Origin of the sequence: Erwinia pyri (assembly GCF_030758455.1) — a bacterium.
GTDB classification, from domain to species: domain Bacteria; phylum Pseudomonadota; class Gammaproteobacteria; order Enterobacterales; family Enterobacteriaceae; genus Erwinia; species Erwinia pyri.
The window spans coordinates 1124635-1140790 of record NZ_CP132353.1 but is presented as its reverse complement, the minus strand read 5'-3'; the positions used below and the strand labels follow the sequence as shown (position 1 = coordinate 1140790).

Genomic DNA, 16156 nt, shown 5'->3' with positions numbered 1-16156 from the left:
AATTCAAGATTAGCAGTATTTGCCTGATTTTATCGGCGGATTAGGCCACAATCTTTAATGAAACCGGCAAACAGAGTGGCTGTGAAATCTCTATTTTTCGCGTGATTCCCCCCTGCTGATATCCCGGGAGATTCGCTTATTCTGGAAAGTTTTCTTTATGGCTTTCTATCCAAAGCTGGTACCACTCTCCACACTCTGTACAAGCTCCTGAACCTCAGGACGCTCATTTTCCTCTGACTGATCTCTCTCATATTTTACAGGCGAAATTCCGGCATAGCGGGTAAATGCAACGCTGAAGGCGCTGGCAGAGCGATAGCCAACGCGCTCAGCCACTTCGGCCACCGCCATACTTTTGCTGCGTAAGAGATTTTTGGCCATTGCCATCCGCCAGGTTAGCAGGTAAACCATCGGCGCTACGCCAACCGCTTCCCGAAAGCGCACAAAGAATGCGGAACGTGAAAGAGCAGCGGCTTTCGCCAGTTCAGCCACCGTCCAGTTATGTGCTGGCCTGGCGTGGATGGCACGGATCGCCGCCGTCAGCCGTTCATCGGCCAGTCCGCTCATCACACCCGGACATGCATTGCTGATCGGTATCGAGCGGAGCGCTTCGATTAATAACAGCTCCAGCAATCGCTCTATTACTACGTGGCGCGCCGGACGCTGGGCACGACATTCGTCCATCACCAGTTGCACTAACATGGTCAGACGCAATTCACCTCGTACATGAATAAACTGCGGCAGTAACGAGACTATTAATCCGGCATCCGGCGCGCCGAACTGGCAATAGCCAATTAAAGCTTGCACTCCAGCGGGTTGCTCAGGATCGCCTATCCAGAATTCACTGGGCGCGAGCATTTGCGGTATCGTTTCCGGCATATCGGCTGCCAGCGGCTCGATGCTGGCCATATAAAACTCCCACGCTGCCGGGATTAATACAAAGTCGCCCTGCTCCAGCGTAATCAGTGGGTGCCCTTTCATCTTCAGCTGACTACGCCCTTCCAGTATCAGGCAGTAGAACGGCTGCCCGGTTTCACGGCGATCTACGCGCCAGCGACCATTGGCACATACGCGCTTTATGTAGGCCGCTTGCGGTTGCAGCAACGACATTATTTCAGCCAGGGGATCGATCATTTGGACTCCTGCGAATGGATGCTGGACTGTGCATGGCAGTCAGTCCAGAAGGATGACTATATAGTGTTCGCTTACTTCTCTACAAGGCAGGAGCGAAATATGAAAACGATTCTGATTACCGGCTGTTCTTCAGGCTTTGGTCATGAAACCGCGCTGTACTTTCTTGAGCGCGGCTGGAAAGTCATCGCTACCATGCGTCATCCCCTTCCCGGACTGTTTCCGGATTCAGAAAATCTGCGTCTGCTGCCGCTGGATGTCACTGATCCCGCCAGCATCAGGCAGGCTGTCGCTGAAGCAGGTGAGATTGATGTGCTGGTGAATAACGCCGGAATTGGTGTGCTGGCATCGCTGGAAGGTACGCTTATGTCGACGGTGCGAGACGTGTTTGAAACTAACACGCTGGGCACTATCGCACTGACGCAGGCGATACTGCCACAGTTCCGCGCAAAACAAAGCGGCACGGTGATCAATGTTACCTCTACGGTGACGCTGAAATCTCTGCCGTTGCTGGCTGTCTACACGGCAAGTAAGGCGGCGGTGAATGCTTTTACGGAATCGCTGGCGCTGGAGCTGGAGCCGTTCAACATCAACGTGCGATTAGTTCTGCCGGGACTGGCACCGACTACTGATTTCGGCAAAAACGCCCTGCCGCGCATGGAAAATACCCGGCTTGAGCCTTATCAGCCGCTGCTGGATAACGTGTTTACAACTATGCAGCAACCGCAACCCACCACCAAAGCCATCGATGTGGCGGAAGCAGTGTGGCGTGCCGCCACCGATCCTAATGCGCCGATGCGCATTCCTGCAGGAGAAGATGCAGTGGCGTTAGCGAACGAAGTCCATTAACTCTGTAGCCCGGCGGCTCCCCAGGCGGCACTGGTGGTACCAGCCCCACCAGATAAAGTTCTGCAAGCCCACACGGTGAAAGCCTTGTGGGCTTTTTTGTCTCTGGTATCCTCTTTCTCATCCCCTCCGGCTATGTTATTGATACGAAAAAAGGATGAAATAAGGTATAAAGCCGTATGAAAATCCCAAACAGAATCCAACCTCTGGTTGATGATGGCTTAGTCGACGATGTGCTTCAACGCCTGAAAAGCGGTAAAGAAGCAGACGTTTACACCGTGTTATGCGGTGACAAGATCCAGTGTGCCAAAGTGTACAAAGAAGCTTCCCAACGCAGCTTTAAGCAGGCCGTGCAGTATCAGGAAGGCCGCAAAGTCCGTAATTCCCGTAATACCCGTGCTATGCAGAAAGGGTCAAAATTCGGTCGCAAGCAGCAGGAAGAGTCTTGGCAGAATGCTGAGGTGGACGCTTTGTTCCGCCTGGCGAACGCCGGTGTGCGCGTGCCGCAACCTTACATCTGCATAGATGGCGTATTGCTGATGGAGCTGGTCACCGATGCAGAGGGTGCGGTTGCCCCACGCCTCAGCGATGTGAGCCTGTCGGAAGAAGAAGCGCTGACTGACTTCAACACCATGATCCGCAACATCGTGCGCATGCTCTGCGCCGGCATTGTTCATGGCGATTTGTCGGAGTTTAACGTGTTGCTGGATGCAGAAGGGCCGGTGATCATCGACCTTCCCCAGGCCGTAGATGCCGCCGCAAACAATCATGCCGAATCGATGTTTGAGCGTGATGTGAATAATATCACCGCTTACTACGGGCAGTTTGCCCCGCAGTTACTGAAAACGCGTTATGCGAAAGAAATCTGGCTGCTGTATGAAGACGGCAAACTTACGCCAGAAAGCCCACTCACAGGGCTCTTTGTTGAAGAAGAGCACGAAGTGGATATGGACTCCCTGATGGATGAAATCATCACGGCGGAAGATGAGTATTATGAACGTCAGCGGGCAAACAGAGAACGTGATGAGGAGTAAGGCTGGCGCCTCTTCCGCAGTTGCTTCTCTGTGGTAAAGCGGGCAGTCGCTCTTCTGGTTTGATGCAGGCTAAAAGTGTTCTGGCAACAAGCTGCTAAAATTGTTTTTTTCAGCTGAAGGAGCCTGTATGAAAATTTTCCCACTACTTATCGTTACGATGGCCGTTACCGCCTGCGCCTCCAGGCAACCTGCTAAGCCTGAAACTGGCATGGCCAATCCCGCTTCCGTCTACTGTCAGAAGCAAGGTGGCAAACTGGACAGCGTTCAGACCGAAGTCGGGACCAGCAGTTACTGCACCTTGCCGAGTGGCGAACGGATGGAGGAATGGGCGTTGTACCGCAAGGCGGTTAAGTAACCTGTCCCGGCAGCACTCTTCTGCCGGGAAAATAGTTTTCACTCTTCCTGTAACGCTTTCCCTTTCTGCTCAGAGCGCACCTGTTAACCCCTCTGAATGGCGTTTTCAGCCGTTAATCCATAAGTTTTCCTTATTTTAAAATCCCCCCAAATCATTCTCTCTGTGCACATAATTTCATCGCTCCGGTTCCGGCCGCACCGATTTATGCCAGGCAAACGATTTCCTGTTGCTGAAAAGCACTTCTGTTGCCCTTCCAGGCTGTGCAGCTCTCTGTTCAGGGATTTTGTGATTCATATCACACTTTAATTAAAGTGAAATGAAACAAGGTTTGACAAGTGTGAGCTAACTCTATTTCCTTAAGCGCGGATAGCGGCACACTGCCGCAGCATTCGGCGTGGGTGTTTTATGCTGTGTAAACAGTCACCCTTCTCTCTCCTGTTGACGACTTAACAAGACCATCGCAGTGGCTGCAGAAAATGGTCATTAAGCATGTGGTAATATAATGAAATATAAAATTCTGATGGCTGGCGCCCTGGCTGCGCTTTCTTATAGTGCCTCTTCAACTGCTGCGACCGCATCGCCGGAATACGTTTCCGACTGGTGGCATCAGAGCGTCAACGTGGTGGGAAGCTATCACACCCGTTTCGGACCGCAGTTCAATAATGACGTCTACCTGGAATATGAAGCCTTTGCCAAAAAGGACTGGTTCGATTTCTACGGCTACCTGGATGCCACCAACTTTTTCGGCGTGGGCAACTCCAATGCTAACGGTATTTTTGACCACGGCTCGCCGCTGTTTATGGAGATTGAACCGCGCTTCTCCATTGATAAGCTGACGAATACCGATCTGAGCTTCGGGCCGTTCAAAGAGTGGTACTTCGCCAACAACTATATCTACGATATGGGCCGTAACAGCGATAACCGCCAGAATACCTGGTATATGGGTCTGGGTACGGATATCGATACCCATTCAGATATCGGCCTGTCACTGAACGTTTATGCCAAGTACCAGTGGGAAAACTACGGTGCGGCGAACGAGAACAGCTGGGACGGCTACCGCTTTAAGGTGAAATACTTCGTTCCAATCACCCAGCTCTGGGGCGGTAACCTGGGCTACGTTGGTTTCACCAACTTCGACTGGGGTTCCGATCTGCGCGATGAGGGCGGCTCTTCCCGTACCAGCAACTCTATCGCTTCCAGCCACATCCTCTCGCTGGGTTACGACCACTGGCACTACTCGGTGGTGGCACGTTACTTCCATAACGGCGGACAGTGGGCTGATGGCCAGGAGCTGAACTTCGGCAAGGGTCCGTTTGAAGTAAAATCTACCGGCTGGGGTTACTACCTGGTGGTGGGATACAACTTCTGACAGGTTAAACGCCTCATCAACGCCAGCGGCTATTACCGCGCTGGCGTTGCGCTTTACTCCTTTTCCATCGTGCCATTCCCTCTCCCGAGACGTATACTTCCCGTGGCAATTTTGCCCTGCTAAAAGGAATTTTTATGTCTGCCATGCCCGCCGGAGACGGCCTGAAGCTTCGTCCGCTTGAACGCGAAGATTTACGTTTTGTTCACCAGCTTGATAATAATGCCAGCGTGATGCGCTACTGGTTTGAAGAGCCGTACGAAGCCTTTGTGGAGCTTTCTGACCTCTATGACAAGCATATTCACGATCAGAGCGAACGCCGGTTTGTAGTTGAACATGACGGCGCTAATGCGGGTCTGGTGGAGCTGGTTGAGATCAACCATATTCACCGGCGTGCGGAATTTCAGATTATCATCGCTCCCAACCATCAGGGCAAAGGGCTGGCAAGCAAGGCGGCGAAGCTGGCGATGGAATATGGCTTTTCGGTGCTTAATCTCTACAAGCTCTATCTGATTGTCGACAAAGAAAATGCGAAGGCGATCCACATCTACACCAAGCTGGGATTTGAGATTGAAGGGGAGCTGATCCACGAGTTCTTTATCAATGGCGAATACCGCAACACCATCCGCATGTGTATTTTCCAGCATCAATATCTGGCTATGAACAAACCGCCCCACACGATGGTGAAGCCTACCGCTCAATAGCCAGTTTTCGTGATTAACCGCGCGCGCCGACCGGATTCATAATAGTCTGCACTTTTTCCGGATGGATGTTGTACATGCCGCCGTTAAACGGATCGACAATCAGCCAGCCGGGAATGCCGCCAAGCGGAATATTGCCCAGGATATACCAGAGGTTGGCTCTCTCTTCCAGAGGGATGGTCTGAGGCACATAACCGGCGCGCTCCAGCTGCAACGTATACTTCTTTTTGCCCAGATAAGTGCCGTCAGACTTCAGCAGCGAAACCGTTTTTGGTGTGAAACCTTCCGCCACGGCTCGTCCCGTTTCGTCCTGAACCACAAATCTGACCCCCTGAGGCCAGGTCTGGATCGAGATATCCTGCGACTGATCGCCCACAATTGTCGCGCAACCGCTTAATAACCACGCTGAAGCCAGCGCCAGTAACAGCTTTTTCATTAGCCTTCCTGCTCATTCAAATATTCAGAATAGTCTAAGCGGAGTGTGACCGGTTTTCATCTGTTACGCCCGAAAAATACGGGCGTAATAAGACAAATTGTCAGCAGGTTATCGTGAATGGCAGCGTTGCGCGATGACCGCAATATCCGCAGGCGTTGTCCGGCAGCAGCCGCCAATCAGTTTTGCGCCGGCAGCCTGCCAGGCAGCGAGATTATCACTCAGCGTGCAGCCAGAGGCATCACTATGCCAGCTTTTGCTGACCGCATCATACTGCTCGCCGGAATTAGGATAAACCACCAGCGGTTTAGCCGTCAGCCGCGAGAGCGTTTGCAGAGCAGCAGTGACCTGCTCCAGCGCGATGCAGTTCAGCCCCAGCGCCACTGCCTGCGGGCAGTTTTCCAGCAGGGCAACAACCTCTGTTAAAGGCGTGCCGTCGCTGAGGTGCTCACTGTCACGCAGGGTAAAGGAGAACCAGGCTGGCGTTTCAGGGAACTCTGCCAGCAGGGCCACCAGCGCCTGAATCTCCCGGAAAGAAGGCAGCGTTTCACAGGCAAGGATATCCGCCCCGGCTTTAACCAGCGCACGAACGCGCGGCCGGTGGAAATCCATCATCTCCGCCTGCGGTAACGAGTAGTCGCCGCGGTATTCAGAACCGTCGGCAAGGAAGGCGCCATAAGGTCCCACCGAGCCCGCAACCAGCAGCTTGCCTGCTTCCGGCGCCACGGAGAGATAATCACGCCTTGCGCGGCTTGCCAGCTCGACGCTTCTGGTAATCAGCGCCAGCGACTCTGCTGCCGTCAGCCCACGTTTTGCAAAGCCCTGCGGCGTGGCCTGATAGCTGGCCGTGATGGCTACCTGCGCCCCGGCGAGGTAATAGTCGTAGTGCACCTGATAAATAAGCTCAGGATTTTCAATCAGCACTTTTGCCGACCAGAGTGAATCGGTCAGATCGCAGCCGCGCGCTTCCAGTTCGGTCGCCATCGCGCCATCCAGAACCAGCCCCGCAGCCACCAGCTGTTTCACGGTGTGATTATTCAGCGGCATGTAGACTCTCCTTTGCCAGTTCACGTTTTTTTACGCTCTGAGTCAGATAATAGGCCACGTAGCACAAGGCGACAAAAGGCAGGCCGCAATACAACGCGATGCGCTGCTCTGCATCGAAAGCTAAGCCAACGCAGGCCAACAGACAGAGCAGGAAGCCCAGCACTGGCGTTACCGGATACCAGGGAGCGCGATACTTCAGGTCGGACAGCGGTTTTCCCGCCTTAAGATGAGCACGGCGGAAAAAGAAGTGGGAAGCACAGATGCTCAGCCAGACCGCCACCACGGCAAAACCGGAGATGGCAGAGAGCGCCACAAAAACGGTATCAGGCGCGATCACGCTGGAAAAGAGCGCCAGCAGGCCGCCCAGCATACTCACTGAAATCGCCGTTAACGGGATGCCCCGCCGCGTCAGTCTGGCAAAGCATGCGGGCAGCGTCTGCTGATTGGAGAGCGACCAGAGCATTCTTCCCGATGCATACAGGCCGGAATTGGCTGCTGAAAGGATCGCCGTAAGGATCACAAAATTGAAAATGTCCGCAGCGTAAGGAATGCCGATCTTTTCAAACACCAGCACGAACGGGCTTTTGACGATCCCCGCCTGATCCATCGGGATCAGACAGGCCAGGATCAGCACGGTGCCAATAAAGAAGATGATCAGCCGGGCAACGGTGGTGCGGATCGCCAGCGGCAGAACTTTATGGGGATTTTCTGTTTCACCCGCTGCGATGCCAATCAGCTCAGTGCCAGAAAAGGCGAAGTTGACCGCAACCATGGTCATCAGGATTGGCAATCCACCGTGCGGCAACCAGCCCGATGCGGTCAGATTATGAAAGAACGGCGCGCTGCTGCCATCTTTCAGCGGAATAAACCCGAAGACCGCGCCGCCGCCGAGGATAATAAAGGCCAGGATAGTGACCACTTTGATCACCGAAAACCAGAACTCCCCCTCCGCAAAGAAGCGTGATGAAACCACGTTCAGCAGAAAGATCAGCGCGCAGAACAGCAGACACCAGAGCCAGACGGGCGAGTGCGGGAACCAGTACTGCATACAAAATCCTGCCGCCGTCAGGCTGGAGCCGAGCGCCACGGTCCAGGTCAGCCAGTAGAGCCAGGCCACGGTATAGCCGGTAGCGGGACTGAGATAACGTGCGGCATAAACATGGAAGGCGCCCGTTTCAGGCATGGCTACCGACAGCTCGCCCAGGCTGAGCATCACCAGATAAACCACCAGCGCGCCAATCAGATAAGCCAGCAGCGTCCCCGCCGCACCGGTAGTGGAGATGATGTAGCCGGTATTAAAAAACAGGCCGGTGCCAATCACGCCGCCTAATGAGAGCATCACCAGATGGCGGGCTTTCATGCTGCGCTTAAACTGTTGCGTTGTATCGGGGGTCTCTTGCTGCATCGCTGATTTATCCGTATAGACGTCTAAACTTCCACATGGGGTCAGCGTTATACCGATTCTGCAGGACGAAAGCAACGGTACTCTGTGTGGGGGGAATGCGTTTTTTCAGCGCGGCCTGCGCTGAAAATTCACAAAACAGGCGGGATCAGTCAAACATATGCTCAATATAACGCTCCAGCGCGACGCGGGAACTGAAGCCGTGGGGAATGCCATAGTGATCCTGACTCTCCCCTGCCAGGTACATAGGAAACTGTACGTAATGCTCGCAGGTTTTCATATCAGACGCTGGATGCGCGTAACTGTTGCTTTTCTCTTTCAGCGTGGGATGGATAATTAACGCTGTGCGTCCCATTCGCGCTTCGCGGTTAACGTAAACGTAGTTCTCGCCGCGGCGGTAGCCATAGGCCTTTGGCGTAACCGCATCCATCTCAAATCCCGCTCTCTCCAGTACGCGAGCGACCTCATCAGGGCGTAAATACATGCTAATTCCTCTAAAACGTGACAACCCTGCAACCTTACAACAGCGTGAACGCAGAGCGCTTTCGGATTAATCCATAAACGCCCCGCTTTTCGGTCCGGGTCACTTAAAAACTCTCAGATAGTCTATAGTTAATAGTACGTTTCATTTCTTAGGGAGAGAAAAATGTTTAACAGAACCAAGAATAATGACGATATCGACATTAACCAGGATGTCTCACAGCTGGCCGATACCTTAGACGATCTGCTGAAATCTTATGGTAGCAAAACCAAAGACGAAGTGGATGGCGCACGCTCCCGTGCTGAGGCCATGCTTAAAGAAACGCGCGCAAAACTGAATGGTGGTCAGAGCCGGGTAACCCAGGTTGCTAAAGATGCTGGCGACCAGGTAGATACCTTTGTACGGGATAACCCATGGCATGGCGTAGGTATTGGTGCCGCCGTGGGGATTGTTATTGGTGCGTTAATCGCCACGACCACCGCTTCCCGCTACTGATTTTCCCAGTCGTAAGATCGATCCCCATGCCTCAAGGCGTGGGGATTTTTTTTTGCCCACCTGAATCCCTGCTCTTCCCCGCCTGACAAGGCTTCCGCCGAAAATCGCCATCCTGAAACGAAAAAACCTCTTTCTTGTGTGGTTGCATTCTAAAACCACTATATCTAGTATTTACACTATCAAGTACGCCACTACATATAGTTTTCAGACGGTACGAAACCTCAGCAAAAAGCATGCCAATTGCAGGTTAAAGCGGCCACAAAGAGGAATACGAATCATGCGCATTATTATTTACACCAAGAACAACTGTGTCCAGTGCAATGCGACAAAAAACGCGATGGATAAGCAGGGGCTTGAATACCAGTTGATTAACCTGGACCAGCAGCCTGGTGAAATCGAGACGCTGAAATCTCTGGGCTATCGCCAGGTTCCGGTGGTGATGGCGGCAGGAGATCACTGGAGCGGCTTCCGCCCGGATAAGATCTCTGCGCTTCGTCAGCTCGCCACATTACAGAGCTGAGCCGATGTCCACACTGGTCTATTTTTCCAGCCAGTCTGAAAACACGCATCGCTTTGTCAGCCGTACCGGCCTGCCCGCTCGTCGCATTCCCCTTGATAGCGGCCAGCGTTTGCAGCTGGCTGAGCCTTATATCCTGGTGGTGCCAAGCTATGGCGGCGGCGGCAGTCGTGGCGCGGTGCCCAGGCAGGTCATTCAGTTTTTAAATGATGTCAGTAATCGCCAGCTTATCCGCGGCGTTATTGCCGCCGGAAACCGCAATTTTGGCGAGGCTTACTGTCTGGCTGGCAGCATCATCGCCCAGAAATGCCAGGTGCCCTGCCTCTACCGCTTTGAGCTGCTGGGCACCGCCGATGACATCAATAACGTCTACCAGGGAGTAACCCAATTTTGGCAGCAACAGACAGCACGCTTATAACCCCCAATCCCGCCGCGCTCGATTATCACTCGCTGAATGCGATGCTCAATTTGTACGATGCCGACGGCAACATTCAGTTTGAGAAAGATAAAGAGGCGATACGTCACTATTTTCTGCAGCATGTGCTGCCTAATACCGTGCAGTTCGACTCAGTTAGTGAGCGCTTACAATACCTGGTATCTGAAGGCTACTACGAAGCAGAGGTGCTTAACGCCTGGCCGTTTGAATTTGTGAACTCGCTCTTTGAGCAGGCTTACCAACGCCGCTTTCGCTTTCAAACATTTCTGGGTGCATGGAAGTTTTATACCAGCTATACCCTGAAGACCTTTGATGGCAAACGCTATCTGGAAGGCTTCACCGAACGGGTCTGCATGGTGGCGCTGACGCTGGCTAAAGGCGACCAGTCGCTTGCGCTTTCCCTGATGGAGGAGATGCTGGCGGGCCGTTTCCAGCCTGCAACGCCTACCTTCCTGAACTGCGGTAAACAGCAGCGCGGCGAGCTGGTCTCCTGCTTCCTGCTGAGAATTGAAGACAACATGGAATCAATTGGCCGTTCGGTAAACTCAGCTCTCCAGCTCTCCAAACGCGGCGGCGGCGTGGCTTTTCTGCTCTCCAACCTGCGTGAAGCGGGCGCGCCCATCAAGCGTATCGAAAATCAGTCATCGGGCGTGATCCCGGTAATGAAAATGCTGGAGGATGCGTTCTCCTATGCCAATCAGCTGGGCGCGCGCCAGGGTGCCGGAGCGGTCTATCTGCACGCGCATCACCCCGATATTCTGCGTTTTCTGGATACTAAACGTGAAAACGCCGACGAAAAGATCCGTATTAAAACGCTCTCGCTGGGCGTGGTAATCCCGGACGTGACCTTCGAGCTGGCCAAACACAATCAACCCATGGCGCTGTTTTCGCCCTATGACGTTGAACGTCTCTATGGTCTGCCTTTTGCCGATATCAGCATCAGCGAAAAATATGAGGAGATGCTGGCAGATGAACGCATCGCCCGCACCTTTATCAATCCACGCGAGTTTTTCCAGACGCTGGCGGAGATCCAGTTTGAATCCGGTTATCCCTACATCATGTTTGAAGACACGGTAAATCGTGCAAACCCGATTCAGGGCCGGATCAATATGAGTAACCTCTGCTCGGAGATCCTGCAGGTTAATTCCCCTACCGAATATAATGATGACCTGAGCTACCGCCGCATCGGCAAGGATATCTCCTGCAATCTTGGCTCGCTGAATATTGCGCACACTATGGACTCGCCCGATTTCTCCCGCACGGTGGAAGTGGCGGTACGTGGCCTGACTGCGGTTTCCGATCAGAGCCATATCCATTCGGTCCCCTCCATCGAGCAGGGAAATGCGCAGTCACATGCGATTGGCCTGGGGCAGATGAACCTGCATGGCTATCTGGCGCGTGAGGGAATTCAGTATGGCTCTGAGGTGGCGCTGGATTTCACTAATCTCTACTTCTACACCATCACTTATCATGCGCTGCGCACCTCAAATCTGATTGCTCAGGAGCGTGGCGAAAGCTTTGCCGGATTTGAAAACTCGCGCTATGCCAGCGGTGACTATTTTACGCAATATGTTGAGCAGCGCTGGGAACCCCGTACGCCAGAAGCCGCTGCGCTGTTTGCCCGCGCCGGAATTACGCTGCCGGACCAGCAGGCGTGGCTGCAACTGCGTGACGCGGTAATGAAGCACGGCATCTATAACCAGAATCTGCAGGCCATTCCGCCAACGGGCTCTATCTCCTACATCAATCACGCCACTTCCAGCATCCACCCTATCGTCTCGCGTATTGAGATCCGTAAAGAGGGCAAAACGGGGCGCGTCTATTACCCTGCGCCGTTTATGACCAACGACAACCAGGCGTTCTACCGGGATGCCTATGATATCGGGCCGGAGGCGATTATCGACACCTATGCTGAAGCCACCCGCCATGTCGATCAGGGGTTGTCGCTCACGCTGTTCTTCCGCGATACCGCCACCACGCGGGATATCAACAAGGCGCAGATCTACGCCTGGAAGAAAGGCATCAAAACGCTTTACTACATTCGCCTGCGTCAGATGGCGCTGATGGGGACCGAAGTGGAAGGCTGCGTCTCCTGTTCGCTGTAAGCTCACTACCTGGGGGCGAGCTGCCCCCCGAAAGAGAAGATATGAAATTAAAACGTGTGCACGCCATTAACTGGAACCAGATCGAGGATGATAAAGATCTGGAAGTCTGGAACCGCCTTACCGCTAATTTCTGGCTGCCGGAAAAGGTCCCGCTCTCTAATGACATTCCTGCCTGGAACGGCATGAGTGCTGAAGAGCAGCAGCTCACTATCCGGGTATTCACCGGTCTGACGCTGCTGGACACGATTCAGAATAGCGTGGGTGCGCCCGCGCTGATGGCCGATGCGGTTACGCCCCACGAAGAGGCCGTGATGTCCAATATCAGCTTTATGGAAGCCGTTCACGCCCGCTCCTACAGCTCGATTTTTTCCACGCTGTGCCACACCAGCGATGTGGATGCCGCCTATCTCTGGAGCGAGGAGAACCAGCCGCTGCAGCGTAAAGCGGAGATCGTCCTCAGGCACTATCATCACGACGATCCGCTGAAGAAAAAAATCGCCAGCGTGTTTCTGGAATCATTCCTGTTCTATTCCGGCTTTTACCTGCCGATGTACTGGTCCAGCCGCGGCAAGCTCACCAACACGGCTGACCTGATCCGCCTGATTATTAAAGATGAAGCGGTTCATGGCTACTATATCGGCTATAAGTTCCAGAAATCGCTGGAGAAACAGAGCGCGGCGCGTAAAGAAGAACTCCAGCAGTTTGCGGTTGATCTCCTGCTCGAACTTTACGAGAACGAACTGGCCTACACCGAGGCGTTGTATGACGGCGTAGGCTGGAGTGAAGAGGTGAAAAAATTCCTTCATTACAATGCCAACAAAGCGTTAATGAACCTCGGCTATGAGGCGCTGTTCCCGGCGGAGATGATCGACGTTAATCCCGCCATCCTTGCTGCCCTTTCGCCGAATGCGGATGAGAACCACGATTTCTTCTCGGGTTCAGGCTCTTCCTATGTGATGGGAAAAGCGGTCGAAACCGAAGATGAAGACTGGAACTTTTAATCCTCTGTTGAGTGGCTGCTGAGCACAGCCACCTTTTCTCCTGTCGGCCGCGATTAATTTATTATTAATCAGCCTTTCAACAAAAAACCAGCGGCCGATTTATCAGGGTTAACGGCACTTTATTTTGTACTAAAGCACCCTCTTTCAGAGCAATATTCACCATCTGACCCGCGTACAGAGGGCGAAATATTCACTTTTTTTCACCGGCCTCAATTCCCTGCAATCCCTTACCCTTACTGGAATTTTTAGAGATGATGGTCTACTTGTTATTTCCCATCGCGGCCACTCAGGGTTGTCTCAGGGTGCCAAATGTGCGAGGGTATAGGCCGCTAATATTCGACCAGGGCAAATAATAAATATAATAAATTAACCGCGAACAAGGAATTTAAATATTGCATGCCAATTAAACTTGAAGTTAAAAATTTATATAAGGTATTTGGGGAAAATCCCGACCGCGCTTTTAAGTACATTGAAAAAGGGATAAGTAAAGAGGCATTACTTGCGAAAACAGGGCTTTCTCTTGGCGTGAAAGATGCCAGTCTGGCCATTGAAGAAGGCGAGATATTTGTGATCATGGGGCTGTCCGGCTCAGGGAAATCCACCATGGTTCGCCTTCTCAATCGTCTGATAGAACCTACCAGAGGCCAGGTCATTATTGACGGCGTCGATATTGCAAAAATATCTGACAGCGAGCTTCGTGAAGTGCGCAGAAATAAGATCAGCATGGTATTCCAGTCCTTTGCCTTAATGCCGCATATGACCGTATTAAATAATGCCGCCTTCGGGATGGAATTAGCCGGCATTCCGCTGCAGGAGCGTCAGGAAAAAGCGCTGGATGCCCTGCGTCAGGTTGGCCTGGATAATTATGCCCATGCTTATCCCGATGAATTATCTGGCGGGATGCGTCAGCGCGTTGGATTAGCCCGTGCGTTGGCGATAAATCCGGACATATTATTGATGGATGAAGCTTTCTCAGCACTTGATCCTTTAATCCGTACCGAAATGCAGGATGAACTGGTTAAGCTGCAGTCTCGCCACCAGCGCACCATCGTCTTTATTTCCCACGATCTGGATGAGGCGATGCGGATTGGCGATCGCATTGCCATTATGCAGGGCGGTGAAGTGGTGCAGGTGGGTACGCCTGATGAAATCCTGAATAACCCGGCCAATGACTATGTGCGCACCTTCTTCCGCGGCGTGGATATCAGCCACGTCTTCAGCGCGAAAGATATTGCCCGTCGTGGTGCTGCCTCGCTGATGCGCAAAACGCCAGGTTTTGGCCCGCGTTCAGCCCTGAAACTGCTGCAGGATGATGACCGGGAGTATGGCTATATCCTGGAGAAGCAGCGTTTTGTCGGCATCGTTTCCACTGATTCACTGAAAGCCGCGCTGCTTTCAGGTGAAGGACTTGATGGCGCTATCCTTCCTGCGCCCGTAGCGATGCCCGGCGATACCTCGCTGAACGATCTGCTCTCTCACGTGGCACAGGCGCCTTGTGCCGTTCCCATCGTCGGTGAAGAGAACCAGTACATCGGGATTATTTCCAAAGGCACATTACTACAGGCATTAGACCGCGAAGGAGGCCAGCAATGAGTGAACCAACCACCGCAACCGATCCGTGGGCGGCAGCCAGCCAGCCTTCTGCCGCACCAGCTACCGATGCTGCTCAGGCTGCTGCATCAGCCACTGAGAACACTCAGCCTGCAGCAGGCAGCAGCGATCCGTGGTCAACAGCTGCACCTGCCGATGGCGGCGCTTCTTCCGCACCAGCTGATGCAGCGCCATCTGGCGGAGATGCCTGGGGTGGAGCTTCAGGGGGCCATGATGCGGTCGCTGCCAGCGGCAGCGACTGGTTAAACAGCGCGCCGGTACCGAAAGTTGAACACTTCAGTCTCCTTGACCCGTTCCATAAAACCCTGATCCCGCTGGACAGCTGGGTGACGACGGGCATCGACTGGATCGTTACCCATTTTCGTCCGCTGTTTCAGGGCATCCGTGTTCCGGTCGACTACATTCTCAGCGCTTTCCAGCAGCTGCTGTTAGGCATGCCTGCGCCGGTAGCGATTATCGTTTTTGCGCTGATCGCCTGGCAGATGTCCAGCCTCGGCATGGGCATCGCCACGCTGGTGTCGCTGATTGTTATTGGCGCGATAGGTGCCTGGTCGCAGGCGATGGTGACGCTGGCGCTGGTTCTGACCGCGCTGCTGTTCTGCATTATTATCGGCCTGCCGCTGGGGATCTGGCTGGCGAGGTCTGAGCGAGCAGCGAAGATCATCCGCCCGCTGCTGGATGCGATGCAGACTACCCCTGCCTTTGTCTATCTGGTGCCGATTGTCATGCTGTTCGGCATCGGTAACGTGCCGGGCGTGGTGGTCACCATCATCTTTGCCCTGCCGCCGATTGTTCGTCTGACCATTCTGGGCATCAAGCAGGTACCGGCCGATTTGATTGAGGCCAGCGAATCCTTTGGTGCCAGTCCGCGTCAGATGCTGTTCAAGGTTCAGCTGCCGCTGGCGATGCCAACCATCATGGCTGGCGTGAATCAGACGCTGATGCTGGCGCTCTCCATGGTGGTGATTGCTTCGATGATCGCCGTAGGCGGGCTCGGTCAGATGGTGCTGCGCGGGATTGGCCGTCTCGATATGGGGCTGGCTACCGTAGGCGGAGTCGGCATCGTTATCCTGGCGATTATTCTCGACCGCCTGACGCAATCCGTTGGCCGCGACAGCCGTAGCCGTGGACCACGCCGCTGGTACGCTACAGGACCGCTGGGTCTGTTTACCCGTCCGTTTATTAAGTAAGACCTTTT

17 protein-coding genes are annotated in these 16156 nt (G+C 53.5%); 12 read left to right on the top strand and 5 right to left on the bottom strand.

The window, feature by feature from the left end; all coding sequences use genetic code 11:
• Positions 1–165: 165 nt before the first annotated feature.
• A complete protein-coding gene (locus Q3V30_RS05335; protein ID WP_306211199.1) occupies positions 166–1131 on the bottom strand; it encodes an AraC family transcriptional regulator in 966 nt (321 codons plus the stop codon).
• Positions 1132–1230: 99 nt separating this feature from the next.
• On the opposite strand from Q3V30_RS05335, the gene Q3V30_RS05330 reads away from it, so the two are divergent.
• The 5 genes from Q3V30_RS05330 (at position 1231) to speG (ending at position 5433) form a co-directional block, all read left to right on the top strand.
• Positions 1231–1977 carry an SDR family oxidoreductase gene (locus tag Q3V30_RS05330; protein WP_306211198.1) on the top strand — a complete coding sequence of 249 codons (747 nt, stop codon included), beginning with the start codon at positions 1231–1233 and terminating at the stop codon, positions 1975–1977.
• Positions 1978–2153: 176 nt separating this feature from the next.
• Entirely contained in the window at positions 2154–3008 is an 855-nt protein-coding gene (locus Q3V30_RS05325; RefSeq protein ID WP_306211197.1) for a PA4780 family RIO1-like protein kinase, read from the top strand.
• Positions 3009–3135: 127 nt separating this feature from the next.
• On the top strand, positions 3136–3363 hold the full coding sequence (locus Q3V30_RS05320; protein WP_428979239.1) for a putative hemolysin: 228 nt from the start codon (positions 3136–3138) through the stop codon (positions 3361–3363).
• A gap of 502 nt (positions 3364–3865) precedes the next feature.
• Positions 3866–4732 (top strand): nucleoside-specific channel-forming protein Tsx, encoded by an 867-nt coding sequence (locus Q3V30_RS05315; RefSeq protein WP_306211196.1) that lies wholly within the window; start codon positions 3866–3868, stop codon positions 4730–4732.
• A gap of 143 nt (positions 4733–4875) precedes the next feature.
• Entirely contained in the window at positions 4876–5433 is a 558-nt protein-coding gene (speG, locus tag Q3V30_RS05310) for a spermidine N1-acetyltransferase (protein WP_306213090.1), read from the top strand.
• Positions 5434–5446: 13 nt separating this feature from the next.
• Here speG and Q3V30_RS05305 read toward each other — a convergent pair whose 3' ends face one another.
• The 4 genes from Q3V30_RS05305 to Q3V30_RS05290 all read right to left on the bottom strand — a co-directional run bounded on the left by Q3V30_RS05305 (position 5447) and on the right by Q3V30_RS05290 (position 8796).
• The gene (locus Q3V30_RS05305) at positions 5447–5866 is read right to left on the bottom strand and encodes a hypothetical protein (RefSeq protein ID WP_306211194.1); all 420 of its coding nucleotides are present in this window, start codon (positions 5864–5866) and stop codon (positions 5447–5449) included.
• Between the two features lie 108 nt (positions 5867–5974).
• On the bottom strand, positions 5975–6910 hold the full coding sequence (gene mmuM / locus Q3V30_RS05300; RefSeq protein WP_428979238.1) for a homocysteine S-methyltransferase: 936 nt from the start codon (positions 6908–6910) through the stop codon (positions 5975–5977).
• Entirely contained in the window at positions 6897–8315 is a 1419-nt protein-coding gene (gene mmuP, locus Q3V30_RS05295; protein WP_306211192.1) for an S-methylmethionine permease, read from the bottom strand. Before mmuP ends, mmuM begins: the two co-directional genes overlap by 14 nt.
• Before the next feature lie 145 nt (positions 8316–8460).
• Positions 8461–8796: a DUF2002 family protein gene (locus Q3V30_RS05290; RefSeq protein WP_306211190.1), complete on the bottom strand. Its 336-nt coding sequence runs from the start codon at positions 8794–8796 to the stop codon at positions 8461–8463.
• Between the two features lie 162 nt (positions 8797–8958).
• On the opposite strand from Q3V30_RS05290, the gene Q3V30_RS05285 reads away from it, so the two are divergent.
• The 7 genes from Q3V30_RS05285 (at position 8959) to proW (ending at position 16148) form a co-directional block, all read left to right on the top strand.
• A complete protein-coding gene (locus tag Q3V30_RS05285; RefSeq protein ID WP_306211189.1) occupies positions 8959–9288 on the top strand; it encodes a DUF883 family protein in 330 nt (109 codons plus the stop codon).
• A gap of 277 nt (positions 9289–9565) precedes the next feature.
• Positions 9566–9808, top strand: a complete 243-nt coding sequence (nrdH, locus tag Q3V30_RS05280) for a glutaredoxin-like protein NrdH (RefSeq protein WP_306211187.1) — start codon at positions 9566–9568, stop codon at positions 9806–9808.
• Between the two features lie 4 nt (positions 9809–9812).
• The gene (gene nrdI, locus Q3V30_RS05275; RefSeq protein ID WP_306211185.1) at positions 9813–10223 is read left to right on the top strand and encodes a class Ib ribonucleoside-diphosphate reductase assembly flavoprotein NrdI; all 411 of its coding nucleotides are present in this window, start codon (positions 9813–9815) and stop codon (positions 10221–10223) included.
• On the top strand, positions 10220–12346 hold the full coding sequence (gene nrdE, locus Q3V30_RS05270; RefSeq protein ID WP_306213086.1) for a class 1b ribonucleoside-diphosphate reductase subunit alpha: 2127 nt from the start codon (positions 10220–10222) through the stop codon (positions 12344–12346). The genes nrdI and nrdE overlap by 4 nt, the downstream gene beginning before the upstream one ends.
• Before the next feature lie 41 nt (positions 12347–12387).
• Positions 12388–13347, top strand: coding sequence for a class 1b ribonucleoside-diphosphate reductase subunit beta (gene nrdF, locus Q3V30_RS05265; protein ID WP_306211183.1), 960 nt, complete (start codon positions 12388–12390; stop codon positions 13345–13347).
• Positions 13348–13743: 396 nt separating this feature from the next.
• On the top strand, positions 13744–14940 hold the full coding sequence (gene proV, locus Q3V30_RS05260; protein WP_306211181.1) for a glycine betaine/L-proline ABC transporter ATP-binding protein ProV: 1197 nt from the start codon (positions 13744–13746) through the stop codon (positions 14938–14940).
• Complete coding sequence (gene proW / locus Q3V30_RS05255) at positions 14937–16148, top strand: glycine betaine/L-proline ABC transporter permease ProW (RefSeq protein ID WP_306211179.1); 1212 nt, start codon at positions 14937–14939, stop codon at positions 16146–16148. Before proV ends, proW begins: the two co-directional genes overlap by 4 nt.
• The last annotated feature ends 8 nt before the right edge of the window (positions 16149–16156 follow it).